Here is a 25,487-nt window from a genome sequence, read left to right on the forward strand (position 1 = left end):
CCTTTGTGAGCGGCCGGAATGAATGGCGCGAGTATAAACCCCTAAGCCGCCCCGTTGAGCGGGCGCGGCGGTTTTCAGGCAGGGTGCTGGGCTTGCCACCAGGCGCAAAACTCATCAAGGGCCGACCACAGGCTGACGCTCGGCTCATAACCCAGGTAATGCCGGGCGCGGCTGATGTCCAGGGTGAAGTTCTTGTTCATCACCTGCATGCCCAGGCGCGACAGCGTCGGCTCGGGGCGCCCGGGCCAGAGTTTGCACAGCCCTTCGTTGAGCGCCGCAGCGCTGTAGGCCAGGCCGTAGGAACGGTAACGGGTAACCTGGGGCACCTGCATCTGGCGCATCACGTAGTTGACTACATCCCACAGCGGCACCGGCGCGCCGTTGCTGATGTTGTACGCCTTGCCCAGGGCCGAGCCGTTGGCCAGCAGGCTGGCGAGCAAGGCCTCGTTAAGGTTTTGCACGCTGGTGAAGTCCACCTTGTTCAAGCCGTTGCCGACAATCGCCAGGCGCCCCTTGCGCTGCATCTTGAGCAGGCGCGGGAAGATGCTCATGTCGCCGGCGCCGGTGACAAAGCGTGGGCGCAGGGCCAGCACTTCAAGGCCGAACTCCTGGGCGCCGAAGACTTTCTGCTCGGCCAGGTACTTGGTGGCCGCGTAGGGGTGGCTAAAGCGCTTGGGCACTTGCTCTTCGGTCAGGCCCAAGTGATCGCGGCCGTCGAAGTACATCGAGGGCGAAGACAGGTGTACCAGGCGCCGCACATTTTGCTTGAGGCACGCCTCGACGACGTTTTCGGTCAGCAGCACGTTGCCGTCGTGAAAGTCCTGATAACGCCCCCACAGCCCCACCGCACCGGCGCAATGCACCACCGCATCGACGTCGCGGCACAACTCGCGCACCCACAAGCCATCGCTCAAATCGCCCTGGACGAACTCGGCACCACGGCGCACCAAATGCTCGACCGCTTCGGCCCGACGCCCGTTGACCCGCACCTGTAGGCCCTGCTCCAGGGCAAAACGGGAAAAACGCCCGCCAATAAAGCCGCTTGCGCCGGTGACCAGAATTTTCATTCATATTCCTTAAAAAGCAGCTGCAAGCTTTGAGCTGTAAGCCTCAAGCCTCAAGCCTTGGCTTTAGCTTTGAGCTTGCAGCTACTACTGGGTTGTTGTTGACGCTGGCATGGGTGTTCAAGCCACCAGCCATTGTTTGGTTGAGCGTACGAGGTGTTCGGTGAGCAGGCCCAGCAGTTGGCCGCCATTGCGCCAATGATGCCAGTACAGCGGCACGTCGATGGGCTTATCTGGCAGCAGTTCCACCAGCACGCCCCGGGCCAGTTGCTCGCGCACCTGCAACTCGGGCACCAGGCCCCAGCCCAGGCCCGCTTCGGCGAGGCGGATAAAGCCTTCGGAGGACGGGCACAAATGGTGCTCGAAACCGCCTGTGACGCCCACTGACGCCAGAAAACGATGCTGGAGAAAGTCATCCGGGCCGAACACCAGCGCCGGGGTGCGGGCCAGTTGCTCGGCCTTCACCCCTTGGGGGAAGTGCCGGGCGACAAACGCCGGGCTGGCCAGGGCCCGGTAGCGCATTGCCCCCAGCAGCACGCTGCGCGCACCGGCCACCGGGCGCTCGCTGGCGCACACGCACGCGGCCACTTCGCCGGCGCGCATGCGTTTGAGGCCCACGGTTTGGTCTTCCACGATCAAGTCCAGCAACAGGTGCTGCTCGGCGCAGAAATCCCCCACCGCCTCGGCCCACCAGGTCGCCAGGCTGTCGGCGTTGAGGGCGATGCGCAGCCGTTCCGGCAAGCCTTCTTCATCCAGGGCCGGCACCAGGGTTTGCAGGTCGCGTTCGAGCAAACGCACCTGCTGCACGTGGTTGAGCAGGCGTCGGCCGATTTCCGTCGGCGCCGGCGGCGTGGCCCGTACCAACACCGGTTGGCCGATGCGCGCCTCCAGCAGTTTGATGCGCTGGGAAATGGCCGATTGGGACAAGCCCAGCACCTGCGCCGCGCGCTCAAACCCGGCCTGTTCGACCACGGCGGCGAGGGCCGATAGCAATTTGTAGTCGAACATCAGTTTTCCTAATGGGCGATCAGCAATATTGGTTTTTCTTATACAGGCCTGCACCGCAGAATGCGAGCCATCCGATGCTGCGCAATGCCCCAAGCCTGCTCGCCAAGGCGCGCGCGGCATATCGACCTCAATCTTCAAGGACACTTCCCATGGCCGGCGAAACCGCCCTCGACACGCTGCTGCGCAGCATGAGCCCACACCTGAACGACGGCGAGTACGTGTTCTGCACCATCCGCGATGGCCAACTGCCCCAGGGTTGCGAAGTGATCGGCAGTTTTCGCGAGCGCGAAGGCCTGACGGTGATTCTGGAGCGGCGCCAGGCCGTGCGCGCCGGGTTCAACTTCGACTATGTAGCTGCGTGGATCACCCTCAACGTGCACTCGGCCCTCGCCGCTGTCGGCCTGACCGCCGCGTTCGCCAGTGCGCTGGGCCGCGCCGGGATCAGTTGCAATGTGATCGCCGGGTACTTCCATGACCATCTGTTCGTCGGCCAGGCCGATGCCGAGCGCGCCATGACGGTGCTTGAGCAACTGGCGGCGGGCGCGGAGTAAACCTTATGTGGCAAAGCTATGTGAACGGATTGTTGGTCGCGCTAGGGCTCATCATGGCCATTGGTACGCAGAACGCTTTCGTCCTGGCGCAAAGCCTGCGCCGCGAACATCACCTGCCGGTGGCCGCGTTGTGCGTGGTGTGCGATGCGTTGCTGGTGGCCGCCGGGGTGTTCGGCCTGGCCACGGTGCTGGCACACAACCCCATACTGCTGGCGGTGGCACGCTGGGGCGGGGCGGCGTTCCTGTTGTGGTACGGCACCCTGGCGCTGCGCCGCGCCTGCTCGCGGCAAAGCCTGGGCCAGGGCGAAGGGCAGAAGGTGCGCTCGCTGCGCGCGGTGATGCTCAGTGCCCTGGCGGTGACCCTGCTCAACCCCCACGTCTACCTCGACACGGTGCTGCTGATCGGTTCCCTCGGCGCCCAGCAGACCGAACCCGGCGCCTATGTGGCGGGCGCCGCCAGTGCCTCGTTCCTGTGGTTTTCCGCCCTGGCCCTGGGCGCGGCATGGCTGGCCCCATGGCTGGCGCGCCCGGCCACCTGGCGCATCCTCGACCTGCTGGTGGCGGCGATGATGTTCGGCGTGGCGTACCAGCTGATAAGCGCCGCATGACTTATTCCCAAACGCTCTGGAACCTCTATCCCACACAGTTGTTGCGTGGTTATGCCGCCCCCCCGGTGCTATGATCCAGCCCCTGCGCCGCAAAGAGTACAAACTCCACGGCGCTTGTTTGGCCGCCCGTGATCGGCCTTGCGCTCACCGCAACAGACCTGATTAGGAGAATCAACATGGCTTTCGAATTGCCGCCGCTGCCCTACGCACACGATGCCCTGCAGCCGCACATTTCCAAGGAAACCCTGGAATTCCACCACGACAAGCACCACAACACCTACGTCGTGAACCTGAACAACCTGGTGCCAGGCACCGAGTTCGAAGGCAAGACCCTGGAAGAAATCGTCAAGACTTCCTCGGGCGGCATCTTCAACAACGCAGCCCAAGTGTGGAACCACACCTTCTACTGGAACTGCCTGGCGCCAAACGCCGGCGGTCAACCGACTGGCGCGCTGGCTGAAGCCATCAATGCTGCCTTCGGCTCGTTCGACAAGTTCAAGGAAGAGTTCACCAAGACTTCCGTCGGCACCTTCGGCTCCGGCTGGGGCTGGCTGGTGAAAAAGGCTGACGGTTCTCTGGCCCTGGCCAGCACCATCGGCGCCGGCAACCCGCTGACCAGCGGCGACACCCCGCTGCTGACCTGCGACGTCTGGGAACACGCCTACTACATCGACTACCGCAACGTGCGTCCAAAGTATGTGGAAGCGTTCTGGAACCTGGTCAACTGGAAGTTCGTGGCTGAGCAGTTCGAAGGCAAAACCTTCACCGCTTAAGCTCGCTTGCAGTACAAAAAACCCGGCATTGCCGGGTTTTTTGCATTTTGCGCCCCACTGAACCCAGGCCGGCCTACCAATTGCGCCTTGCCTGCGCGTCATGGCACGCTAACATCAACCCCCAGGGAAATCGGCAGGCGTGTCTCAAGTCGTGCCGAGCCACGACCGCCACAGTCATCAGCGTCCGACTGCACCCCGGGCACACGACGGACAAAACACCTCAGGCTTGAATGTCCCTTTGACTGCCACCACGGGATTGCCAATACTCATGGCATCTTGACGCTATCCGCACGGAACAAGGAATTACCCTTTGAAGCTGGAACTCAAAAACAGCTTGTCGGTGAAGCTGCTCCGGGTGGTGCTGTTGTCGGCGTTGACCGTCGGCGTGGTCCTGAGTTGCGCGCAAATCGTGTTCGATGCCTACAAAACCCGCCAGGCAGTCGCCAACGACGCCCAGCGTATCCTCGATATGTTCCGCGACCCTTCGACCCAGGCTGTCTATAGCCTGGACCGGGAAATGGGCATGCAGGTGATCGAAGGGCTGTTCCAGGACGACGCGGTGCGTATGGCCTCCATCGGCCATCCCAACGAAACCATGCTGGCGCAAAAAAGCCGCGAGTTGCAGCAGTCCCCCAGCCGCTGGCTGACCGACCTGATCCTGGGCCAGGAGCGCACCTTCACCACCCAACTGGTGGGCCGCGGGCCCTACAGCGAGTATTACGGCGACCTGAGCATCACCCTCGACACCGCCACCTATGGCCAGAGTTTCATCATCAGTTCGGTCATCATTTTTATCTCCGGCGTGTTGCGCGCCCTGGCCATGGGGCTGGTGCTGTACCTGGTCTACCACTGGCTGCTGACCAAGCCGCTGTCGCGCATCATCGAACACCTGACCACCATCAACCCCGACCGCCCCAGCGAGCACAAAATCCCGCAGCTCAAGGGCCATGAAAAGAACGAACTGGGGATGTGGATCAACACCGCCAACCAGTTGCTCGAATCCATCGAGCGCAACACCCATCTGCGCCACGAAGCAGAAAACAGCCTGCTGCGCATGGCCCAGTACGACTTCCTCACCGGCCTGCCCAACCGCCAGCAGTTGCAGCAGCAACTGGACAAGATCCTGGTTGACGCCGGGCGCCTGCAACGCCGCGTGGCGGTGATTTGCGTAGGCCTGGACGACTTCAAGAGCATCAACGAGCAGTTCAGCTACCAGGCCGGCGACCAATTGCTGCTGGCCCTGGCCGATCGCCTGCGGGCCCACAGCGGCCGCCTCGGCGCGCTCGCGCGCTTGGGTGGCGATCAGTTCGCCCTGGTCCAGGCCGATATCGAACAACCCTACGAAGCCGCCGAGCTGGCACAAAGCATTCTCGATGACCTGGAAGCGCCCTTCGCCCTCGACCACCAGGAAATCCGCCTGCGGGCCACCATCGGCATCACCCTGTTCCCCGAGGACGGCGACAGCACCGAGAAGCTGCTGCAAAAGGCCGAGCAGACCATGACCCTGGCCAAAACCCGCTCGCGCAACCGTTATCAGTTCTACATCGCCAGCGTCGATAGCGAAATGCGCCGGCGCCGCGAGCTGGAAAAAGACCTGCGCGAGGCCCTGGCCCGCGACCAGCTGTATCTGGTTTACCAGCCGCAGATCAGCTACCGCGACCACCGCGTGGTGGGGGTCGAGGCGCTGATCCGTTGGCAGCACCCGGAACACGGTTTGGTCCCGCCGGACCTGTTCATCCCCTTGGCCGAGCAGAACGGCAGCATCATCGCCATCGGCGAATGGGTGCTCGACCAGGCCTGCCGCCAACTGCGCGAATGGCACGACCAGGGGTTCGCCGACCTGCGCATGGCGGTCAACCTGTCCACGGTGCAACTGCACCACGCCGAGCTGCCGCGGGTGGTCAACAACCTGCTGCAGATATACCGCTTGCCGCCGCGCAGCCTGGAGCTGGAAGTCACCGAAACCGGCCTGATGGAAGACATCAGCACCGCCGCCCAGCACCTACTGAGCCTGCGCCGCTCCGGGGCGTTGATCGCCATCGACGACTTCGGCACCGGCTACTCGTCCCTGAGCTACCTCAAGAGCCTGCCGCTGGACAAGATCAAGATCGACAAGAGCTTCGTCCAGGACCTGCTCGATGACGACGACGATGCCACCATCGTGCGGGCCATCATCCAACTGGGCAAAAGCCTGGGCATGCAGGTGATCGCCGAAGGCGTGGAAACCGCCGAGCAGGAGGCGTACATCATTTCCGAGGGCTGCCACGAGGGCCAGGGCTACCACTACAGCAAACCCCTGCCGGCCCGGGAACTGGCCGCCTACCTCAAGCAGGCGCAGCGCAGCAACGCAGCGATCCTGTAACCGCGCCCCACCCTGTGGGAGCGGGCCTGCCCGCGATGGGACCAGTACATTCGCTACCTCTGCAGCGGCTGGCAGGCCGCCTTCGCGGGCAAAGCCCACTCCCACAGGGGAAAACTATTTGCAACAGTGGCCCTTTACACATAATGCGAAAGATTTGCATTATGTCGCAGTTTCGCGCGCGCACCGCGCCAGCCCCCTCTCTTAAAAGCAGGATGTTCGCCATGATTCGTATGCCTCTGGCTACCGCCAGTCTGTTGGCCATCGCTATTTCCCTCGCCGGTTGCGGCGAAGGCAAAGACAAGCCTGGCGCGCCGCAAGCCCCGACGCCCGCCGCCACCGCGCCCGCCGCCCCTGCTGCCGCTAGCGCCGGCACGGTTGACGAAGCCGCCGCCAAGGCCGTTGTCGCCCACTACGCCGACATCGTCTACGCCGTCTACAGCGACTCGGCGTCCACCGCCAAGACCCTGCAAACCGCCATCGACGCCTTCCTGGCCAAGCCCGACGCCGACACCCTGAGCGCCGCCAAGGCTGCCTGGGTTGCGGCCCGCGTACCGTACCTGCAAAGCGAAGTGTTCCGCTTCGGCAACACCATCATCGACGACTGGGAAGGCCAAGTTAACGCCTGGCCCCTGGACGAAGGCCTGATCGACTACGTCGACAAGAGCTACGAGCACGCCCTGGGCAACCCCGGCGCCACTGCCAACATCATCGCCAACACCGAGATTCAGGTCGGCGAAGACAAGATCGACGTCAAGGACATCACCGCCGAGAAACTGGCCAGCCTCAATGAGCTGGGCGGTTCCGAAGCCAACGTCGCCACCGGCTACCACGCCATCGAATTCCTGCTCTGGGGCCAGGACCTCAACGGCACCGGCCCGGGCGCCGGCAACCGCCCAGCCACTGACTACCTCGAAGGCGCCGGCGCCACCGGTGGCCACAACGAGCGCCGCCGCGCCTACCTCAAAGCCGTGACCCAACTGCTGGTCAGCGACCTGGAAGAAATGGTCGGCAACTGGAAGCCCAACGTGGCCGACAACTACCGCGCCACCCTGCAAGCCGAACCGGTGGGCACCGGCCTGCGCAAGATGCTGTTCGGCATGGGCAGCCTGTCGCTGGGTGAACTGGCGGGCGAACGCATGAAGGTGTCCCTGGAAGCCAACTCGCCGGAAGACGAACACGACTGCTTCAGCGACAACACCCACAACTCGCAGTTCTTCGACGCCAAGGGCATCCGCAACGTCTACCTGGGCGAGTACACCCGCACCGACGGCACCAAAATGAGCGGCGCCAGCCTCTCGTCCCTGGTGGCCAAGGCCGACCCGGCCGCCGACAGCGCCCTCAAGGCCGACCTAGAAGCGACCGAAGCGAAGATGCAAGTGATCGTCGACCACGCCAACAAGGGTGAGCACTACGACCAACTGATCGGCGCCGGCAACACTGCGGGCAACCAGATCGTGCGCGACGCCATCGCCGCCCTGGTCAAGCAGACCGGTTCGATCGAACAGGCCGCCGGCAAACTGGGCATCACCGACCTGAACCCAGACAACGCCGATCACGAATTCTGATCGCGCCTGCACCACTGAGGGGCTAACCCCCCTCAGTCAACACCCACCGCTGTGGGAGCGGGCCTGCCCGCGATAGTGGTTTCACAGCCAGCGCCTATTGGGCGCTGGCACACCGCCATCGCGAACCGCCCCGCGCCCACATGAATGCCCCCACGTGCAGAACCCTGCTGTGGGTCAAGCAAACGATAATTCCTCTTATTCAAATCCCCCCGCCCTGTTAGACTTTGCGCCTTCTTTTTGGCTCGTCCCCCAGGAAACCCGATGCCTTCGCTGCCGCTTCGCTTGTCCACTCTGCTGTTGGCCCTGGGCTTGAGTGCCTGCGATGACGCCCCGCGCTTTACCCAGGCCGAACCTGGCGAGGCCCGCTCCGGCGGCGCGACCACGGTGAACAAGCGCGACCAGAACGCCTTCTCCCTGCCGTCAGCCAACCTGTCGCCCACCCGGCGCCTGGACTTCAGCGTGGGCAACAGTTTTTTCCGCAACCCCTGGGTGATCGCCCCGTCCACCACCACCGCCCGCGATGGCCTGGGGCCGCTGTTCAACACCAACGCCTGCCAGAACTGCCACATCAAGGACGGCCGCGGCCACCCGCCCACGCCAAGCGCGAGCAACGCGGTGTCGATGCTGGTGCGCCTGTCGATCCCCAATGATCCGGCCTACGCCAAGGTCATCGAGCAACTGGGCGTAGTGCCCGAGCCGGTGTACGGCGGCCAGTTCCAGGACATGGCGATACCCGGTGTCACCCCCGAAGGCAAGGTGCGGGTGGATTACGAACCGCTGAGCGTGCGCTTCAAGGACGGCACCGAAGTGCAGTTGCGCAAGCCCCGGCTCAACTTCAGCCAACTGGGCTACGGGCCGATGCACCCGGACACGCGGTTCTCCGCGCGCATCGCCCCGCCGATGATCGGCCTGGGCCTGCTCGAAGCCATCCCCGAGGCCGATATTCTGGCCAACGCCCAGGCCCAGGCTCGCGACGCCAAGGGCATCGCCGGGCGGCCTAACTACGTGTGGGACGACGCCCTGGAAAAAACCGTGCTCGGGCGATTTGGCTGGAAGGCCGGGCAGCCGAACCTCAATCAACAAAACGTTCACGCGTTTTCGGGTGATATGGGCCTGACCACCTCCCTGAGAACCGTCGATGACTGCACCGACACCCAAGTGGCCTGCAAGCAGGCGCCCAATGGCAATGGCCCCGACGACGAGCCGGAGGTCAGCGACAACATCCTGCGCCTGGTGCTGTTCTACGCCCGCAACCTCGCGGTGCCGGCGCGCCGCGACGTCGAGGCGCCGCAGGTGCTGGCCGGCAAGAACCTGTTCTACCAGGCCGGTTGCCAGTCTTGCCACACACCGCAGTACACCACCGCAGCCAACGCGGCCGAACCCGAATTGGCCAACCAGGTGATCCGCCCCTACAGCGACCTGCTGTTGCACGACATGGGCGAAGGCCTGGCCGACAACCGCACAGAATTCACCGCCGGTGGCCGCGACTGGCGCACGCCGCCGTTGTGGGGCATCGGCTTGACCGAGGCCGTCAGCGGCCACACCCAGTTTTTGCATGACGGCCGCGCCCGCAACCTGCTCGAAGCCGTGCTTTGGCATGGCGGCGAGGCCCAGGCTGCACAACAACAGGTTTTGACTTTTAATGCCGAGCAGCGCGCCGCGTTGCTGGCCTTCCTGAATTCTCTTTAAACGCCTTGCCCACCCAAAGGGAGCCCGACATGTTCCGTCCCAAGTTGTTGTTCACCAGCCTTGCCGCCCTCGCCCTCGGCGCGTGCTCGCCCCAAGACCCGCAAGCAGTGACCTCGGCGGCCATCGCCAAACAGGTGATCCTGCCGACCTACAGCCGCTGGGTCGACGCCGACCGGCAACTGGCTACCAGTGCCCTGGCCTACTGCCAAGGTAACGCAAGCCTGGACACCGCCCGCGCCGATTTCCTCCACGCGCAAAAAGCCTGGGCCCAGTTGCAACCGCTGCTGATCGGCCCACTGGCCGAGGGCAACCGCGCCTGGCAGGTGCAGTTCTGGCCAGACAAAAAGAACCTGGTGGGCCGCCAGGTCGAGCAACTGGTCAGCGCCCAGCCGCAGATCGATGCCGCGGCCCTGAGCAAATCCAGCGTGGTGGTGCAAGGCCTGTCGGCCTACGAGTACATCCTGTTCGACGCCAAGGTTGACCTCGCCGACGCCGCGCAAAAAGAGCGCTACTGCCCGCTGCTGATGGCCATTGGCGAGCGCCAGAAGCAACTGGCCGAAGAGATCCTCGCCGGTTGGAACACCACTGACGGCATGCTCGCGCAGATGAGCAAGTTCCCCAACCAGCGCTACGCCGACTCCCACGAAGCCATCGCCGACCTGCTGCGCGTCCAGGTCACCGCCCTGGACACCCTGAAGAAAAAACTCGGCACGCCCATGGGCCGCCAGACCAAGGGCATCCCGCAGCCGTTCCAGGCCGATGCGTGGCGCAGCCAGTCGTCGCTGCAAGGCTTGGAAGCCAGCCTCAGCGCCGCCCAGACCGTGTGGGCCGGGGTGGACAACAAAGGCCTGCGCGGCCTGTTGCCGGCCGAGCAGAAGGCCTTGGCCGACAAGATCGACGCCGCCTACGCCGCCTCCCTGACATTGTTCGCCAGCAGCCAGCGTTCGCTGACCGAAATGCTCGGCGACGATGCCGGCCGCCAGCAGCTCAACGACCTCTACGACAGCCTCAACGTGGTCCATCGCCTGCACGAAGGCGAACTGGCCAAAGCGCTGGGCATTCAACTGGGCTTCAACGCCAACGACGGTGACTGATGAGGGTAAGTGCCATGTTGCGACGTCAGGCTTTAGCCTTGGGCAGCGCGCTGCTCGGCGCGGTGACCCTGGGTGGCTGGACTCTGTTCAAGCGCCAGGGCCGCAGCCCGCTGCTGCTCTCGGCGCGCGATGACGGCGACGGCGCGCACTACGCCGTCGGCTATCGGCTGGACGGCACCCGGGTGTTCGCCACCCGCGTCACCCAGCGCTGCCACGACATCATCAACCACCCCACGCTGCCCATCGCGCTGTTCGTGGCGCGGCGCCCCGGCACCGAAAGCTACCTGATCGACCTGCGCGACGGCACCCTGCTGCAAACCCTCGCCTCGCAGCCGAACCGGCACTTTTATGGCCACGCGGTCATCCACAAGGACGGCCAGTGGCTCTACGCCACGGAAAACGACACCACCGCCCCCGGGCGCGGCCTGCTCGGCGTATACCACTTCGAGGGTGAACGCCTGGTGCACAGCGGCGAAATTTCCACCCACGGCATCGGCCCGCACCAGGTGTCGTGGCTGCCCGACGGCGAAACCCTGGTGGTGGCCAACGGCGGCATCCGCACCGAGGCCGAGAGCCGAGTCGAGATGAACCTCGACGCCATGGAACCCAGCCTGGTGCTGATGCAGCGCGACGGCACCCTGCTGAGCAAGGAAACCCTCGCCCAGCCGATGAACAGCGTGCGCCACCTGGGTATCGCCAGCGACGGCACCATCGTCGCCGGGCAGCAGTTCATGGGGCCGTCCCACGAGCGCTCCGAGTTACTGGCGATCAAGCGCCCCGGCCAGGCATTCGTGCCCTTCCCGGTGGCCGATGAACAGTTGCAGGCCATGGGGCACTACACCGCCAGCGTCGCCGTGCACAGTGAGCTGCGCCTGGTGGCCCTGACGGCGCCACGGGGCAACCGCTTCTTTATCTGGGATCTGGACACCGCCCAGGTGCGCCTCGACGCGCCCCTGCCCGACTGTGCCGGCGTGGGTGCGGTGGCCGATGGCTTTGTCGTCACATCGGGCCAGGGCCGCTGCCGCTTCTACGACTGCCGCCAGCCCAACCTGGTGGCCCAGCCCCTGGAACTGCCCGCCGGGTTGTGGGACAACCACTTGCACCTGATGGCCTGAAACGCTACGGCCACTGCCCCTACCTGTAGGAGCAGAGCTGGCTCGCGATGACGGTCACAAGATCGCCATCGCCGGCAAACCGCGTACCCACGGATACACGGCGGGGGATGGCCGGAACACATCTGGTCATCTCCCCGGCAACGGGAGTAATCTGCCACGCTGATTGTCAGACAATTTCGCCAAACGCCCTCCAAGGAACCGGAATATGCTGCGCCGCCGCATGCTTATCATGTTGGGCCTTGTCCTGCTGATCGTCCTGTTGCTGGCGGGCTACAAGGCGTTCTCCATTTATCAGCAGATCCAGGCGTTTTCCGCGCCGCCGCCGCCCATCAGCGTGGCGGTGGCCACGGCCCGCGAACAGCCGTGGCAGGGTCGTTTGCCGACGGTGGGCAGCCTCAAGGCCCTGCAAGGGGTGAACCTGAGCCTGGAGATCGCCGGCACCGTACAAGAGGTGCAGTTCAAGTCCGGGCAGAAGGTCAAGGCCGGCCAACCCATCGTACAACTGGACAGCGCCGTGGAAGCCGCCCTGCTGGAAACCGCCGAGGCCGACCTGGGCCTGGCCAAACTTGACTACGGCCGCGGCAGCCAACTGGTGGGCAGCCAGGCGATTTCCAAGGGCGAGTTCGACCGCCTCTCGGCGCAGTTGCAAAAGCACAAGGCCACGGTCAACCAACTCAAGGCGTCCCTGGCCAAGAAGCGCATCCTCGCGCCGTTCAGCGGCACCATCGGCATTCGCCAGGTGGACGTGGGCGACTACCTGGCCAGCGGCACGGTGATCGCCACCCTGCAAGACCTGAGCAGCCTCTATGTCGACTTCTACGTGCCCGAGCAATGGGTGCCGAAACTGACCGTGGGCCAATCGGTGCAGCTTAAAGTCTCGGCCTACCCGCAACAGGACTTCACTGCCCAGGTCAGCGCCATCAACCCCAAGGTCGAGGACAGCACGCGCAATGTGTTGGTACGCGCCACCCTGGCCAACCCGGACGGCCAGTTGCTGCCCGGCATGTTCGCCAGCCTCCAGGTGCTGCTTCCCGACCCGCAGCCCGCCATCGTCGTGCCGGAAAGCGCGATCACCTACACCCTGTACGGCAACTCGCTGTTTGTGGTGGCGCAAAAAAAGAACGCCGATGGCCAGGTGGAAAAAGACGCCAACGGCCAACCGGTATTGATCGCCGAGCGGCGTTTCATTGAGACCGGCGAGCGCCGTGATGGCCTGGTGCTCATCAGCAAGGGCCTCAAAAGCGGTGAACAAGTGGTCAGCGCCGGGCAGATCAAGCTCGACAACAACGCCACCCTTGCCATCAGTGCCGACAAGACCTTGCCTGACGAACAGAGCAGCCAGCCGCGCGCCGACTGATTCAAGGAACCCCCATGGCCTTTACCGACCCGTTCATCCGCCGCCCGGTGCTCGCCACCGTGGTCAGCCTGCTGATTGTGCTGCTGGGGTTCCAGGCCTTCAGCAAGTTGCCGCTGCGCCAATACCCGCAAATGGAAAACGCCCTTATCACGGTGACCACCGCCTACCCCGGGGCCAACGCCGAAACCATCCAGGGCTACATCACCCAGCCGATGCAGCAAAGCCTGGCCAGCGCCGAAGGCATTGACTACATGACCTCGGTCAGCCGCCAGAACTTCTCGGTGATTTCCATCTACGCGCGCATCGGCGCCAACAGCGATCGCCTGTTCACCGAGCTGCTGGCCAAGGCCAACGAAGTCAAGAACAAGCTGCCCCAGGACGCCGAAGACCCGGTGCTGAGCAAAGAGGCCGCCGACGCCTCGGCGCTGATGTACATCAGCTATTTCAGCCAGGAACTGAGCAACCCGCAGATCACCGACTACCTGTCGCGGGTCATTCAGCCCAAGCTCGCCACCCTGCCGGGCATGGCCGAGGCCGAAATCCTCGGCAACCAGGTGTTTGCCATGCGCCTGTGGCTGGACCCGGTCAAGCTCGCCGGTTTCGGCCTGAGCGCCGCCGACGTGACCAACGCCGTGCGCCAATACAACTTCCTTTCCGCCGCGGGCGAGGTGAAGGGCGAGTACACGGTGACCAGCATCAACGCCAACACCGAACTCAAGTCCGCCGAAGCCTTTGCCGCGATCCCGGTGAAAATCGACGGCGACAGCCGCGTGCTGCTGCGCGACGTGGCGCGGGTAGAAATGGGTGCCGAAAACTACGACTCCATCAGCTCCTTCGGCGGCACGCCGTCGGTGTACATCGGCATCAAGGCCACGCCTGGCGCCAACCCGTTGGACGTCATCAAGGAAGTGCGCAAGATCATGCCCGAGCTGGAAGCCCAGCTACCGCCCAACCTCAAGTCGGAAATAGCCTACGACGCGACGCTGTTTATCCAGGCCTCCATCGACGAGGTGGTCAAGACCCTGTTCGAGGCGGTGCTGATTGTCATTGTCGTAGTGTTCCTGTTTCTCGGCGCCCTGCGTTCGGTGGTGATCCCGGTGATTACCATCCCGCTGTCGATGATCGGCGTGATGTTCTTCATGCAGTTGATGGGCTACTCGATCAACCTGCTAACGCTGCTGGCCATGGTGCTGGCCATCGGCCTGGTGGTGGACGACGCCATCGTGGTCGTGGAGAACATCCACCGCCATATCGAAGAGGGCAAGACGCCGCGGGACGCCGCCCTCGAAGGTGCCCGGGAAATCGCCATGCCGGTGGTATCGATGACCATCACCCTGGCGGCGGTGTACGCCCCCATCGGTTTCCTCGAAGGCCTGACCGGTGCGTTGTTCAAGGAGTTCGCCCTGACCCTGGCCGGGGCGGTGGTGATTTCCGGCATCGTCGCCCTGACCCTCTCGCCGATGATGTGCGCCCTGCTCCTGCGCCACGATGAGAACCCGTCTGGGCTGGCCCATCGCCTGGACCTGATCTTCGACGGCCTCAAGCGCCGCTACCAAAGCCTGCTCCACGGCACCCTGAACACCCGGCCGGTGGTGCTGGTGTTCGCCGTGATGGTGCTGTGCCTGATCCCGGTGCTGCTCAAGTTCACCAAGACGGAACTGGCGCCAGACGAAGACCAGGGCATCATTTTCATGATGGCCAACGCGCCGCAGCCCACTAACCTCGACTACCTCAACACCTACACCGACGAATTCATCACGATCTTCAAAGCGTTCCCCGAGTACTACTCCTCGTTCCAGATCAACGGCTACAACGGCGTGCAATCGGGCATCGGCGGTTTCCTGCTCAAGCCCTGGAACGAACGGGACCGCACGCAAATGCAGATCCTGCCCGAGGTGCAGGGCAAACTCGCCGCCATCACGGGGCTACAGATCTTCGGCTTTAACCTGCCGTCCCTGCCCGGCACCGGCGAAGGCCTGCCGTTCGAGTTCATCATCAACTCGGCCAACGACTACGCCTCCCTGCTGCAAATCGCCGACCGGGTGAAAAAACGTGCGCTGGAGTCGGGCAAGTTCGCCTTCATGGACATCGACCTGGCCTTCGACAAACCGGAAGTGGTGGTGGATATCGACCGCGCCAAGGCGGCGCAGATGGGCGTGTCCATGCAGGACCTGGGCGGCACCCTGGCGACCCTGCTGGGCGAAGCCGAAATCAACCGGTTCACCATCGAGGGCCGCAGCTACAAGGTGATCGCCCAGGTCGAGCGGGCCTACCGCGACAACCCTGACTGGCTGAACACTTACTACGTGAAGAACGCCCAGGGCCAGTTACTGCCGCTGTCCACCCTGATTAGCGTCAGCGACCGCGCCCGCCCTCGGCAGTTGAACCAGTTCCAGCAATTGAACGCGGCGAAGATTTCCGGTTTCCCCCTGGTGAGCATGGGCGAGGCCATCGACACCGTGCGCCAGATCGCCCAGGAAGAAGCCGGCCCCGGCTACGCCTTCGACTACGGCGGCGCTTCGCGGCAATTCGTCCAGGAAGGCAGCGCCCTGTGGGTGACGTTCGCCCTGGCCCTGGCGATCATTTTTCTGGTGCTGGCGGCGCAGTTCGAGAGTTTTCGCGACCCGTTGGTGATCCTGGTGACGGTGCCGCTGTCGATCTGCGGTGCGTTGATTCCGCTGTTTCTCGGCTGGTCGAGCCTGAACATCTACACCCAGGTCGGCCTGGTGACGTTGATTGGGCTGATTAGCAAGCACGGCATCCTGATCGTCGAGTTCGCCAACCAGCTACGCCGCGACAAAGGCCTGAGCGCCCGCGAGGCGGTGGAAGAAGCGGCGGCCATTCGCCTGCGCCCGGTGCTGATGACCACAGCGGCCATGGTGTTCGGCATGGTGCCTCTGATTCTGGCCAGCGGCGCGGGGGCGGTCAGCCGCTTCGATATCGGCACCGTGATCGCCACCGGCATGTCCATCGGCACCCTGTTCACCCTGTTCGTGCTGCCGTGCGTCTACACCCTGCTGGCCGCGCCGGACAAGGCAAAGGCCTGAACCGGCAGGCATAAAAAGACCTCGCATCGGCGAGGTCTTTTTTCAGTGCCTAACAGCTCAACTCTGCGGTCGCATGCCCTGGGCCATGCCGAACATGAACAGCAGCAGGTCGTGGTCGGGCTCGTTGGCCATTGAGGCCTTGGCCACCCGCGGCTGGGTGCACAGGGCATCGCCATTGGCCGCGCTGAGCACCTGCATCCGCGGCTGTTCCCACGCCGCCACCGCCCAGGTTGCAACTGCCAAGGCTCCTGCCAGGAACAAACCTCGTGCAATTTCTAACTTCATTAGGTTAAACCCTTGATAGCGCTGCCAAACGCCGCCTCGTAAAAGTAGCTGAGCTTCTGCCAGTCCGCCCCGCTCCACGACGAATGGCGGCGTAACTGCTGCATGTCGTGCCGCGCGGCACGGGTGCGGTTCAGGCGCTGGCGGGCTTTTTCCAGGTCCAGCAGGGCCACGTCCACCTGCTCGTCCACCACCCGCACAAAAATATGCTTGGCGTACAGGCAGCCATGCTGCCAGCGGCCGTTGTGCATGCGCGCCAGGTTCCCGGCCAGTTGCTTGAGCAGGCGTTCGTGCACTTCCTCGCCGTGCCGCTCGCGCTCGCCGGCGGCGTACCACTGCTCGATATCCACGTAACCTTCCAGCGCTGCCGTGACCAGCAAACCTTGCCACTGATGGTGCTGATCCTGCTGCGCGCCGCAGAACACAAGCTCCGGCACGCCTACATCCAACATCCGCAAGCCGTTAAGGGCGTCGCGTTCGCGCATCACGGTGGGCCGGCCAAAGGGGTACAGCCAACTGCGGTACAAGTGGCCGACCTGACGCTTGGCGTAGAGCAAGCGGCCGTGCGCGCTGACAATGCGCTGCACGCCACTTTGCCCGCCACGGCGCTCATTAGGCTCTTCGACCCACTCACCGCGCTGGTTCCAGAAATGCTCGAACCGGTCCACATCCTGGTGGCCCACCGGCGACGCATAGTCAACGGCCATCTGCTACTCCTTGCGTAGTACGTAAACCCGCCACATGGCATATAACGGTATGAAATCCAGGTGTTCCTGAATGCGGAAGCCAGCCTGGCGGAACTCATCTTCAACAGTAACAACAGGTAACACAAATCTATTTTGGTAACCGCCCTGCCCACCTTTTTCCTGGCGCTTTTGCTCCAGACGCTTGCGTTTCCAGGCCTTGAAGTTGCCATCGACCCACAGCGAGACGATCACACTGTCGCGGCTGACGCGCTGGAACTCGCGCAATAGAGCGATGCGGTGAGCGGCGTCACCGATGTGGTGCAGCAAGCGCATGCAGAAAATGCTATCGACGGCGTTATCAGGTAAGTCGATGTCGAACGCAGACGTGTGCAAGGGTTGTACCCGTTTCACCACATCGGCCGGTTGCGAGCCCATGGCGACATCGAGCATAGCGGGCGAATTATCGGCGCCGATAATCACGCGGTTGGTTTTTTCCGCCAGCAACGGCCAGAAACGCCCGGCGCCGCAGGGCAAGTCGAGCACCAAGCCGGGCTCCCCGGCCAGGGCCAGGGCCTTGCGGGCCAGTTGCTCATCACGCAGGTGGGAAAGTTTGCGGGCCAAGCCGTCCTGATGCTTTTGCAGGTACTCCTGGGCGTGCTTGGGGGTGTACTTGTTGGAAAATTCCAGTTTGATCGGGGTAGCCATCGTCGGGGTCTCCAGAGTCGATGGCGTCACCTTAGGCGTCGGAATGTTGGTGTCAGGTCATCCCTTTGTGAAAACTTCGTCCGGTCCACGAGGGTTGTATTTCAAGATTTTACGCACACCCTCTCAGCCTCGATCACTCACTCCAGAACCGGCGCCAACTCCACCCGGAACCGGCAACCGTTGGGCTCCATGGTACTGAGGCTGACGGTCCAGCCCTGGTTCTCGCAGATCCGCTGCACCAGCGACAGGCCCAGGCCCAAACCATCGCCGCGTTTGTCGTGGCCGCGCACGAAGGGCTCGAACATGGCTTCGCGTTTTTCTTCAGGAATGCCCACGCCGCTGTCCTCGACCACGAAACCGCTGGCTTCCAGGGTCAGGCGAATAAAGCCATGGTCGGTGTAGTGCAAAGCATTGCGCAGCAGGTTGCCCATCACTGCATGCAGCAACGTGGCGTGGTAACGCGTACTCAGCGGGTGGCCGCCGTCGTAGATGAGCCGCAGCCCCTTGGCTTCGATCGGCTCGCGCCAGAGGGCGATCAGGCCTTCGGCCACTTGGCCCAGGGTCAGCCTCGGCGACATGCTGGCGTCTTCATGCTGGGCACGGGCGAGCATCAGGAAGGTTTGCACCAGCTCGCGCATTTCTTCACAGGCCCGGGCGATGCGCTCGACCTGGGCGCGCCCGCGCGGGTCGAGGCCGGGGTTTTCCAGGAGCAGTTCACAGGAGCTGGCGAGCACCATCAGCGGTGTTCGCAGTTCGTGGCTGACGTCGCTGGTGAACAGGCGCTCGCGGTCCAGCGCCTGGCGCAAGCGGCCCAGGGTGGCGTCAAAAGCCACCGCCAGTTCACCGACTTCATCGGCCGCATAGTCCGGCGCCAGCGGCGGTGCCAGGCCCAGCAATTGGTCGCGATGGCGCACCTGGCGGGCCAGGCGCACCACCGGCGCCATCACTTTGCGCGCCAGCACCCAACCCAGGAACACCGCCAGCGCCAGGCTCAGGACAAAGCCCACCAGCACCACGGCGAACAGCACCCGCTCGCGTTCCTCGAAATCGCTTTGGTCTTGCAGCAGGACATAGCGGCGCCCGTCCACCACTTCGGCAATGGCGTGGTAGGACAACTGCTCGCGGAATACTTCGTGGAAGCCCGGAGTCAAGTGCCGCAGGTCCTTGGGCAGCGCGAAGTCCCCGCGCCCGCCGCTGAAGTAGAACAACTGGTCCGGTTCCGGGCGATGGCGCCAGTCTTCCATGTTGTCCATCAGCAACAGGCGTTGCAGGTCACCGCCCAGGCCGGCAGAGATGAGTTTTTCTTCGACCAGGTGCACCGTCGCCACGATGCCCATGGCAAACGCCCCCGCCACCAACGCGCTCATCAAGGCAAAGGCGATGATGATCCGTTGGGCAAGGCTCTGCCTAAACTCCATCGCGACCTTCGGCCAAGCGGTAGCCCACGCCGTGAACGGTTTGCAGCAAGGGTTTAGCGAACGGTTTGTCGATCACCTGGCGCAATTGGTGAACGTGGCTGCGCAAGCTGTCGCTGTCGGGGCAATCGTCGCCCCACAGGGCTTCCTCGAGGATTTCGCGGCGCAGCACGTGGGGGCTTTTCTGCATTAGCACCGCCAGCAGTTTCAGGCCGACGGGGTTGAGCTTGAGCAAGCGCCCTTCGCGGGTCACTTCCAGGGTGTCGAGGTCGTAGTTCAGGTCGCCCACCTGCAAGGCCCGGCGGCCGCCGCCCTGGGCCCGGCGCATGACGGCCTCGACCCGCGCCGCCAGTTCCGACAGGGCAAAGGGTTTGACCAGGTAGTCGTCCGCCCCGGACTTGAAACCCTGGAGGCGGTCGTCCAATTGATCGCGAGCGGTGAGCATGATGACCGGTGTGTCACGGCGCGCGTCTTCGCGCAGGCGTTTGCACAGGGTGTAGCCGTCGATACCGGGCAGCATGATGTCGAGCACGATCAGGTCATAGTGTTCAGTGGCGGCCAAGTGCAGGCCCGAGAGGCCGTCCTGGGCGCAATCGACGGTGTAGCCCTTAAGGCCCAGATAGTCGGCCAGGTTGGCCAGAATATCGCGGTTATCTTCAACCAATAGAATTCGCATGGGCACTCTCCGCGTCCAGGGTAACGGCCGTTTGGCTCGCGCAGCTTAAAGCCAAGTGCCAGCTGCGGCTAGGGCTTGCGCGAAACGCTGGGCTTGACGAGTTTTTCACCCCCCGTTCACACCCTGGCGACGGCCCGCGGCGCAGAGTCTGCGCGCAATCAATCTCCACTCGCCAAGGACTCCCATGCCCGCCAGCCTTGCCCGCCCCGTTTCACGCCCCCTGAACCTCTGGGTTTGCCTGGGCGCTCCCGCCGTTGTGGCGCTGGCCCTGGTCCTGCTGGAGTTGACCTCCCTGGACATGGCACTGGCGTCGTACTTCTACGATTCGGCCAGTGGCGAATTCATCGGCAAGCACAGCTACTTCCTCGAAAACATCCTCCATGACCGCGCCAAGCAATTGGTCATCGCCTTTTCGGTGTTTGCCATCCTGGGCCTGATCGCCTCGTTTTTTGTCGCCCGGCTCAAGCCATTCAAACGGGAATTGGGTTGCCTGGTGCTATCGCTGGCCCTGGCCACATCCTTCGTCACGCCGATAAAAGCCGTGACCGCCGTGCAATGCCCCTGGAGCCTGAAAGAGTTTGGCGGCAAGGAAACCTACAGCGAGCTACTTAGCCCACGCCCGGCCACCGACAAACCCGGGCGCTGCTGGCCTGGCGGCCATGCGGCAACCGGCTTCACCCTGTTTGCGCTGTTTTTTGTTTTGCGCGACCGCCGCCCACGTGTGGCCCGTTATGCACTGGCCTTTGCTTTCACCCTGGGCACGGTGTTTTCTGTGGGACGCATGATGCAAGGCGCGCACTTCTTCTCCCACAACCTGTGGACGGCGATTTTCTGTTGGCTGATTTGCCTGGGGTCGTATTACTACGTTCTGTATCGGCCGGCCTCGGCGGTTGAAGGAGCGAGTGCGTCGACCAACACTAAAGGTCTACCTGTTGAGGGCTAGAACAGGTTTGCTGCCACGAGGTTGCACACGATTGTGCAGGCCATAAAAAACCCCGCCGGCTTGAGGCCGGCGGGGTTTTGTCGTGCGGGGTGAAGCTGGGTTACATCATGCCGCCCATGCCACCCATGCCGCCCATGTCTGGCATACCGCCGCCAGCAGAGCCTTCAGCTTTCGGCTTGTCAGCAATCGCAACTTCGGTGGTCAACAGCAGACCAGCGATCGAAGCGGCTGCTTGCAGTGCCGAACGGGTCACCTTGGTTGGGTCCAGGATACCCATTTCGACCATATCGCCGTATTCGCTGGTGGCAGCGTTGTAGCCGTAGTTGCCTTTACCGTTCTTGACTTCGTTAACCACAACACTTGGCTCGTCGCCGCTGTTGGAAGCGATCTGGCGCAGTGGCGATTCAACGGCACGACGCAGAACAGCGATACCTACGTTCTGGTCAGCGTTGTCGCCTTTGAGGTCAACCAGAGCTTCCAGAGCACGGATCAGTGCAACGCCACCGCCAGGTACCACGCCTTCTTCAACGGCTGCGCGGGTTGCGTGCAGGGCGTCTTCAACGCGGGCTTTTTTCTCTTTCATTTCAACTTCGGAACCGGCGCCAACCTTGATGACTGCAACGCCGCCGGACAGCTTGGCCAGACGCTCTTGCAGTTTTTCACGGTCGTAGTCCGAGGAAGTCTCGGCAACCTGGGCGCGGATCTGGTTGATGCGCGACTGGATGTCGCCTTCAACGCCAGCACCGTCAACGATGATGGTGTTTTCCTTGGAGATAGTCACACGCTTGGCGCTGCCCAGGTTTTCCAGGGTGGCACTTTCCAGGCTCAGGCCGATCTCTTCGGAGATAACGGTACCGCCGGTCAACACGGCGATGTCCTGCAGCATGGCTTTGCGACGGTCGCCAAAGCCTGGAGCCTTGACGGCCGCGACTTTAACGATACCGCGCATGTTGTTCACAACCAGAGTCGCCAGGGCTTCGCCTTCAACGTCTTCGGAAACGATCAGCAGTGGGCGGCCGGCTTTAGCCACGGCTTCCAGTACTGGCAGCATTTCACGGATGTTGGAGATCTTTTTGTCGACCAGCAGGATCAGCGGGCTTTCCAGCTCGGCAACCATGGTTTCTGGCTTGTTAACGAAGTATGGGGACAGGTAGCCACGGTCGAACTGCATGCCTTCTACAACCGACAGTTCGTTTTCCAGGCCAGTGCCTTCTTCAACGGTAATTACGCCTTCTTTGCCGACTTTTTCCATGGCTTCGGCAATGATGTCGCCGATGGAGCTGTCGGAGTTGGCGGAGATGGTGCCTACCTGAGCGATAGCCTTGGTGTCAGCGCATGGCTTGGACAGGTTTTTCAGCTCGGCAACAACAGCGATGGTCGCCTTGTCGATGCCGCGCTTGAGGTCCATCGGGTTCATGCCGGCAGCGACGGCCTTGAGGCCTTCGTTAACGATCGACTGAGCCAGTACGGTGGCGGTGGTGGTACCGTCGCCTGCGTCATCGTTGGCACGGGAGGCAACGTCTTTGACCAGCTGCGCGCCCATGTTTTCGAAACGGTCTTCCAGTTCGATCTCTTTGGCTACGGAAACGCCGTCCTTGGTGATGGTCGGAGCGCCGAAGCTCTTCTCGATAATCACGTTACGGCCTTTTGGGCCCAGGGTCGCTTTTACTGCGTCAGCCAGGATGTTGACACCGGTGAGCATTTTCTTGCGGGCGGAATCGCCGAATTTAACTTCTTTAGCAGCCATGATCGATATTCCTTAAATACTTTGTAGTAGCGGGAAATTGAGCGGGAAATCAGCCTTCGATAACAGCGAGAATCTCGTTCTCAGCCATTACCAGCAGGTCTTCGCCGTCTACTTTCACAGTGTTGCTGCCGGAGTAAGGGCCGAACACAACCTTGTCACCCACTTTTACGGCCAGCGCACGTACTTCACCGTTATCCAGTACTCGGCCGGTGCCTACAGCGAGGATCTCGCCGCTGTTGGCTTTTTCAGCAGCCGAACCTGGCAGAACGATACCGCCAGCGGTTTTCTTTTCTTCTTCGCTGCGACGGATAACGACGCGGTCATGCAGAGGACGAAGCTTCATTGTCGATCTCTCCTAATTTGTGGTTTTCAGCGGCCGGTGTAGTCCCGGCGGGTTAGCAAATCCGGCAGTGCCGGGTGCGGCTCGGCAAGCGAACCGCGGAAGTCTGTCTGGTGATCGTCACCAGAAACCTTGCGGTGACCGTTACATAAGGGCGTAGAAGCTGATTACAAGGGCCGGAAGGTGAATTTTTTTTGCCCGCAGGCAACGAAAATGACACACGGCACCCGAAGGTGCCGTGGGCAGGAAGCAATTACTTGGAGTCACGGTGCTCGAATTCGCCTTCGATCACTGTCGGCTCACGCCCCAGGGGTTGACGGGGCGTCGGGCCGCCGCGCGGTTGCAGGTCGTCGGCGAAGGCACGCTGGCGAATCGCTTGTTCCTCGGCGCGTTGACGCATTTTGTTGGCCAGCAGCCGGCGGGTAATCGGCAGGAGCATCACCAGGCCAAACACGCTGCTGATAAACCCGGGAACGATCAACAGACCGCCACCCAGGGCCATCATCAGGCCTTCGAGCATGGTCTGGGCAGGCAACTCACCGCGGTTCAGGCTTTCACGAGCCCGCAGGGCGGTGGCCAGGCCGGCGATGCGCAGCACGAACACACCGAGCATCGAGCCGAGAATAATCAGCAGCAGCGCCGGGAAGAAGCCGATGGCGGCGCTGACTTTGACGAATACGAACAGCTCTAGCACCGGAAACAGCAGAAAGAGCAATAGAAAAGGGCGCATCAAATGGTTCCTCAACGCAAGAGTGCCTTGCAAGTAGAACCTAGATGACGTCGCCGTTTCGTGAATTCAAGCCCGAGCCTGTGCCTTTTTTGGCCATTGCTCGGCATGAGCCAGCAAAACCAGGGCCTCGCGCACTTGTGTCGGCGTATTGCAAGGCTGCGCAAAAGGCAACCAATGCAGGGCCTGGCCAATGCGCAGGTGCATGCCTTCGGTGTCGATGCCCGCCAGTTGCGCCGGTTCGCCGGTCGGCAACCCGGCCAGTTCGACGTAATGGGCGATGGCCTTGGCGTGATCGCTGTTCATGTGCTCGACCATGCTCACCTCGGCCTTGCCGGCAAAGGGGTTGGCCAGGGTCAAGTCGTCAACCCAGTGAATCGCGCCGAACCCGCCGATGTAGCGGTGGCGCACCGGTTTCAGTACCCAGAAGTCGAAATCATGGGCCTGGTGATAGTTCGCCGAGTCGGGGAAGTAGCGGTAATAACGTTCGGCGGCCGCTTCAATGGCGGCCGCGTCGTCGAGCTTCTGTGCCTCGCCCAGGTAGGTCAGGCGGCCGACAGCTTGTACGTCATCGGCGCCGCGCTCGCCCACCAGCAGCGAACACCTGGGGTCTTTTTGCAGGTTATGGGTGTGCTGGGCGATACGGCTGATAAGAATCAGCGGCCAGCCCTGCTCGTCCAGGCAGTAAGGCACCACCGAACCAAAGGGAAAACCAGGCATGGACTTGGAGTGCGTGGCCAATGCGCCACGGTATTCCTTGAGCAGCAATTCTCGGGCATGCTTGGCAGCTTCAACGCTCAACTTATGACTCCTTATATAGAAACCGTCGAAAACGGACGGGCGACCGGATAGCGGTTCCAGTGTCGCCAGCAGGGCAATTCTCATCTGCAGCCAAGCCGCACAGGCACGCAGGATGGCCCTGGATTAGGAAACCACTCAGACCTGCCAACGGGGCATGCGAATGCAACTCACTGACAAAGTAATCATTATCACCGGCGGTTGCCAGGGTTTGGGCCGGGCCATGGCCGAGTATTTCGCTGCCAAAGGCGCGAAGCTGGCCTTGGTGGATTTGAATCAGGCCAAACTCGATGACGCCGTCCAGGCGTGCCAGGCCGCCGGCGCCCAAGCCCGCGCCTACCTGTGCAACGTTGCCGACGAAGAACAGGTGGGCCACATGGTCGCTCAAGTAGCGGCGGATTTCGGTGCGATTCACGGTTTGATTAACAATGCCGGCATCCTGCGAGATGGCCTGCTGCTCAAGGTCAAGGACGGCGAAATGACCAAGATGAGCCTGGCCCAATGGCAAGCGGTGATCGACGTCAACCTGACCGGCGTGTTCCTGTGCACCCGGGAAGTGGCGGCGAAAATGGTCGAACTGAAGAACAGCGGCGCGATCATCAACATTTCGTCGATCTCCCGCGCCGGCAACGTCGGCCAGACTAACTATTCCGCGGCCAAGGCGGGCGTCGCCGCAGCCACCGTGACCTGGGCCAAGGAACTGGCACGCTACGGCATCCGTGTGGCCGGCATCGCACCGGGCTTTATCGAAACCGAAATGACCCTGGGCATGAAGCCCGAAGCCCTGGAGAAAATGACCTCGGGCATCCCCCTCAAGCGCATGGGCAAGCCCGATGAAATCGCCCATTCGGCGGCGTACATCTTCGAAAACGACTACTACACCGGGCGCATCCTGGAGTTGGATGGCGGCTTGCGCCTCTAGGCGCCGCCACACT

General features: G+C 62.8%; 23 protein-coding genes. 12 read left to right on the forward strand and 11 right to left on the reverse strand.

The window, feature by feature from the left end; translation table 11 throughout:
• Positions 1–74: 74 nt before the first annotated feature.
• Both AC19YT_RS20340 and AC19YT_RS20345 read right to left on the reverse strand, forming a co-directional pair.
• On the reverse strand, positions 75–1,067 hold the full coding sequence (locus tag AC19YT_RS20340; protein WP_500610892.1) for an NAD-dependent epimerase/dehydratase family protein: 993 nt from the start codon (positions 1,065–1,067) through the stop codon (positions 75–77).
• Positions 1,068–1,184: 117 nt separating this feature from the next.
• Positions 1,185–2,072, reverse strand: a complete 888-nt coding sequence (locus AC19YT_RS20345) for a LysR family transcriptional regulator ArgP (protein ID WP_095106520.1) — start codon at positions 2,070–2,072, stop codon at positions 1,185–1,187.
• 149 nt (positions 2,073–2,221) lie between these two features.
• Here AC19YT_RS20345 and AC19YT_RS20350 point away from each other — a divergent pair, with 149 nt between their 5' ends.
• The 10 genes from AC19YT_RS20350 (at position 2,222) to AC19YT_RS20395 (ending at position 16,233) form a co-directional block, all read left to right on the forward strand.
• Positions 2,222–2,623: an ACT domain-containing protein gene (locus AC19YT_RS20350; RefSeq protein WP_095106518.1), complete on the forward strand. Its 402-nt coding sequence runs from the start codon at positions 2,222–2,224 to the stop codon at positions 2,621–2,623.
• Between the two features lie 5 nt (positions 2,624–2,628).
• Positions 2,629–3,231 carry a LysE/ArgO family amino acid transporter gene (locus AC19YT_RS20355; protein ID WP_095106516.1) on the forward strand — a complete coding sequence of 201 codons (603 nt, stop codon included), beginning with the start codon at positions 2,629–2,631 and terminating at the stop codon, positions 3,229–3,231.
• A 176-nt stretch (positions 3,232–3,407) separates the two neighbouring features.
• Entirely contained in the window at positions 3,408–4,004 is a 597-nt protein-coding gene (locus AC19YT_RS20360; RefSeq protein WP_010452821.1) for a superoxide dismutase, read from the forward strand.
• Between the two features lie 310 nt (positions 4,005–4,314).
• Positions 4,315–6,366 (forward strand): putative bifunctional diguanylate cyclase/phosphodiesterase, encoded by a 2,052-nt coding sequence (locus tag AC19YT_RS20365; RefSeq protein WP_500610893.1) that lies wholly within the window; start codon positions 4,315–4,317, stop codon positions 6,364–6,366.
• Positions 6,367–6,587: 221 nt separating this feature from the next.
• On the forward strand, positions 6,588–7,931 hold the full coding sequence (locus AC19YT_RS20370) for an imelysin family protein (RefSeq protein WP_095106512.1): 1,344 nt from the start codon (positions 6,588–6,590) through the stop codon (positions 7,929–7,931).
• 261 nt (positions 7,932–8,192) lie between these two features.
• Positions 8,193–9,620 carry a di-heme oxidoreductase family protein gene (locus tag AC19YT_RS20375; protein ID WP_095106510.1) on the forward strand — a complete coding sequence of 476 codons (1,428 nt, stop codon included), beginning with the start codon at positions 8,193–8,195 and terminating at the stop codon, positions 9,618–9,620.
• A gap of 29 nt (positions 9,621–9,649) precedes the next feature.
• Positions 9,650–10,714 carry an imelysin family protein gene (locus tag AC19YT_RS20380; RefSeq protein ID WP_095106508.1) on the forward strand — a complete coding sequence of 355 codons (1,065 nt, stop codon included), beginning with the start codon at positions 9,650–9,652 and terminating at the stop codon, positions 10,712–10,714.
• Between the two features lie 14 nt (positions 10,715–10,728).
• Positions 10,729–11,829 (forward strand): DUF1513 domain-containing protein, encoded by a 1,101-nt coding sequence (locus AC19YT_RS20385; RefSeq protein ID WP_500610894.1) that lies wholly within the window; start codon positions 10,729–10,731, stop codon positions 11,827–11,829.
• Positions 11,830–12,034: 205 nt separating this feature from the next.
• Positions 12,035–13,186, forward strand: a complete 1,152-nt coding sequence (locus tag AC19YT_RS20390; protein ID WP_095106504.1) for an efflux RND transporter periplasmic adaptor subunit — start codon at positions 12,035–12,037, stop codon at positions 13,184–13,186.
• Positions 13,187–13,200: 14 nt separating this feature from the next.
• Positions 13,201–16,233: a multidrug efflux RND transporter permease subunit gene (locus AC19YT_RS20395; RefSeq protein ID WP_500610895.1), complete on the forward strand. Its 3,033-nt coding sequence runs from the start codon at positions 13,201–13,203 to the stop codon at positions 16,231–16,233.
• A gap of 57 nt (positions 16,234–16,290) precedes the next feature.
• On the opposite strand, the gene AC19YT_RS20400 is transcribed toward AC19YT_RS20395, so the two are convergent.
• The 5 genes from AC19YT_RS20400 to colR form a co-directional block, all read right to left on the reverse strand.
• On the reverse strand, positions 16,291–16,518 hold the full coding sequence (locus tag AC19YT_RS20400) for a hypothetical protein (RefSeq protein WP_095106500.1): 228 nt from the start codon (positions 16,516–16,518) through the stop codon (positions 16,291–16,293).
• Positions 16,518–17,222, reverse strand: a complete 705-nt coding sequence (locus tag AC19YT_RS20405) for a lipopolysaccharide kinase InaA family protein (RefSeq protein ID WP_095106498.1) — start codon at positions 17,220–17,222, stop codon at positions 16,518–16,520. Before AC19YT_RS20405 ends, AC19YT_RS20400 begins: the two co-directional genes overlap by 1 nt.
• A gap of 3 nt (positions 17,223–17,225) precedes the next feature.
• On the reverse strand, positions 17,226–17,906 hold the full coding sequence (locus tag AC19YT_RS20410) for a class I SAM-dependent methyltransferase (RefSeq protein WP_095106496.1): 681 nt from the start codon (positions 17,904–17,906) through the stop codon (positions 17,226–17,228).
• Positions 17,907–18,043: 137 nt separating this feature from the next.
• On the reverse strand, positions 18,044–19,324 hold the full coding sequence (locus AC19YT_RS20415; RefSeq protein ID WP_500610896.1) for a sensor histidine kinase: 1,281 nt from the start codon (positions 19,322–19,324) through the stop codon (positions 18,044–18,046).
• Positions 19,314–19,997, reverse strand: coding sequence for a two-component system response regulator ColR (colR, locus tag AC19YT_RS20420; RefSeq protein ID WP_095106492.1), 684 nt, complete (start codon positions 19,995–19,997; stop codon positions 19,314–19,316). The genes AC19YT_RS20415 and colR overlap by 11 nt, the downstream gene beginning before the upstream one ends.
• 184 nt (positions 19,998–20,181) lie before the next feature.
• Between colR and AC19YT_RS20425 the strand changes: the two genes are divergently transcribed.
• The gene (locus AC19YT_RS20425) at positions 20,182–20,940 is read left to right on the forward strand and encodes a phosphatase PAP2 family protein (RefSeq protein ID WP_500610897.1); all 759 of its coding nucleotides are present in this window, start codon (positions 20,182–20,184) and stop codon (positions 20,938–20,940) included.
• 100 nt (positions 20,941–21,040) lie between these two features.
• On the opposite strand, the gene groL is transcribed toward AC19YT_RS20425, so the two are convergent.
• From groL to AC19YT_RS20445, 4 genes are all read right to left on the reverse strand, one after another.
• Positions 21,041–22,687, reverse strand: a complete 1,647-nt coding sequence (gene groL / locus AC19YT_RS20430) for a chaperonin GroEL (protein ID WP_095106486.1) — start codon at positions 22,685–22,687, stop codon at positions 21,041–21,043.
• Positions 22,688–22,736: 49 nt separating this feature from the next.
• Positions 22,737–23,030, reverse strand: a complete 294-nt coding sequence (locus tag AC19YT_RS20435; protein ID WP_019827816.1) for a co-chaperone GroES — start codon at positions 23,028–23,030, stop codon at positions 22,737–22,739.
• A 250-nt stretch (positions 23,031–23,280) separates the two neighbouring features.
• Positions 23,281–23,757 carry an FxsA family protein gene (locus AC19YT_RS20440; protein WP_095106484.1) on the reverse strand — a complete coding sequence of 159 codons (477 nt, stop codon included), beginning with the start codon at positions 23,755–23,757 and terminating at the stop codon, positions 23,281–23,283.
• Between the two features lie 66 nt (positions 23,758–23,823).
• Positions 23,824–24,555, reverse strand: coding sequence for a HugZ family pyridoxamine 5'-phosphate oxidase (locus AC19YT_RS20445; RefSeq protein ID WP_500610898.1), 732 nt, complete (start codon positions 24,553–24,555; stop codon positions 23,824–23,826).
• A gap of 160 nt (positions 24,556–24,715) precedes the next feature.
• Here AC19YT_RS20445 and AC19YT_RS20450 point away from each other — a divergent pair, with 160 nt between their 5' ends.
• Positions 24,716–25,474, forward strand: coding sequence for an SDR family oxidoreductase (locus AC19YT_RS20450; protein ID WP_095106480.1), 759 nt, complete (start codon positions 24,716–24,718; stop codon positions 25,472–25,474).
• The last annotated feature ends 13 nt before the right edge of the window (positions 25,475–25,487 follow it).

It is taken from the genome of Pseudomonas sp. MF08875 (assembly GCF_059862525.1).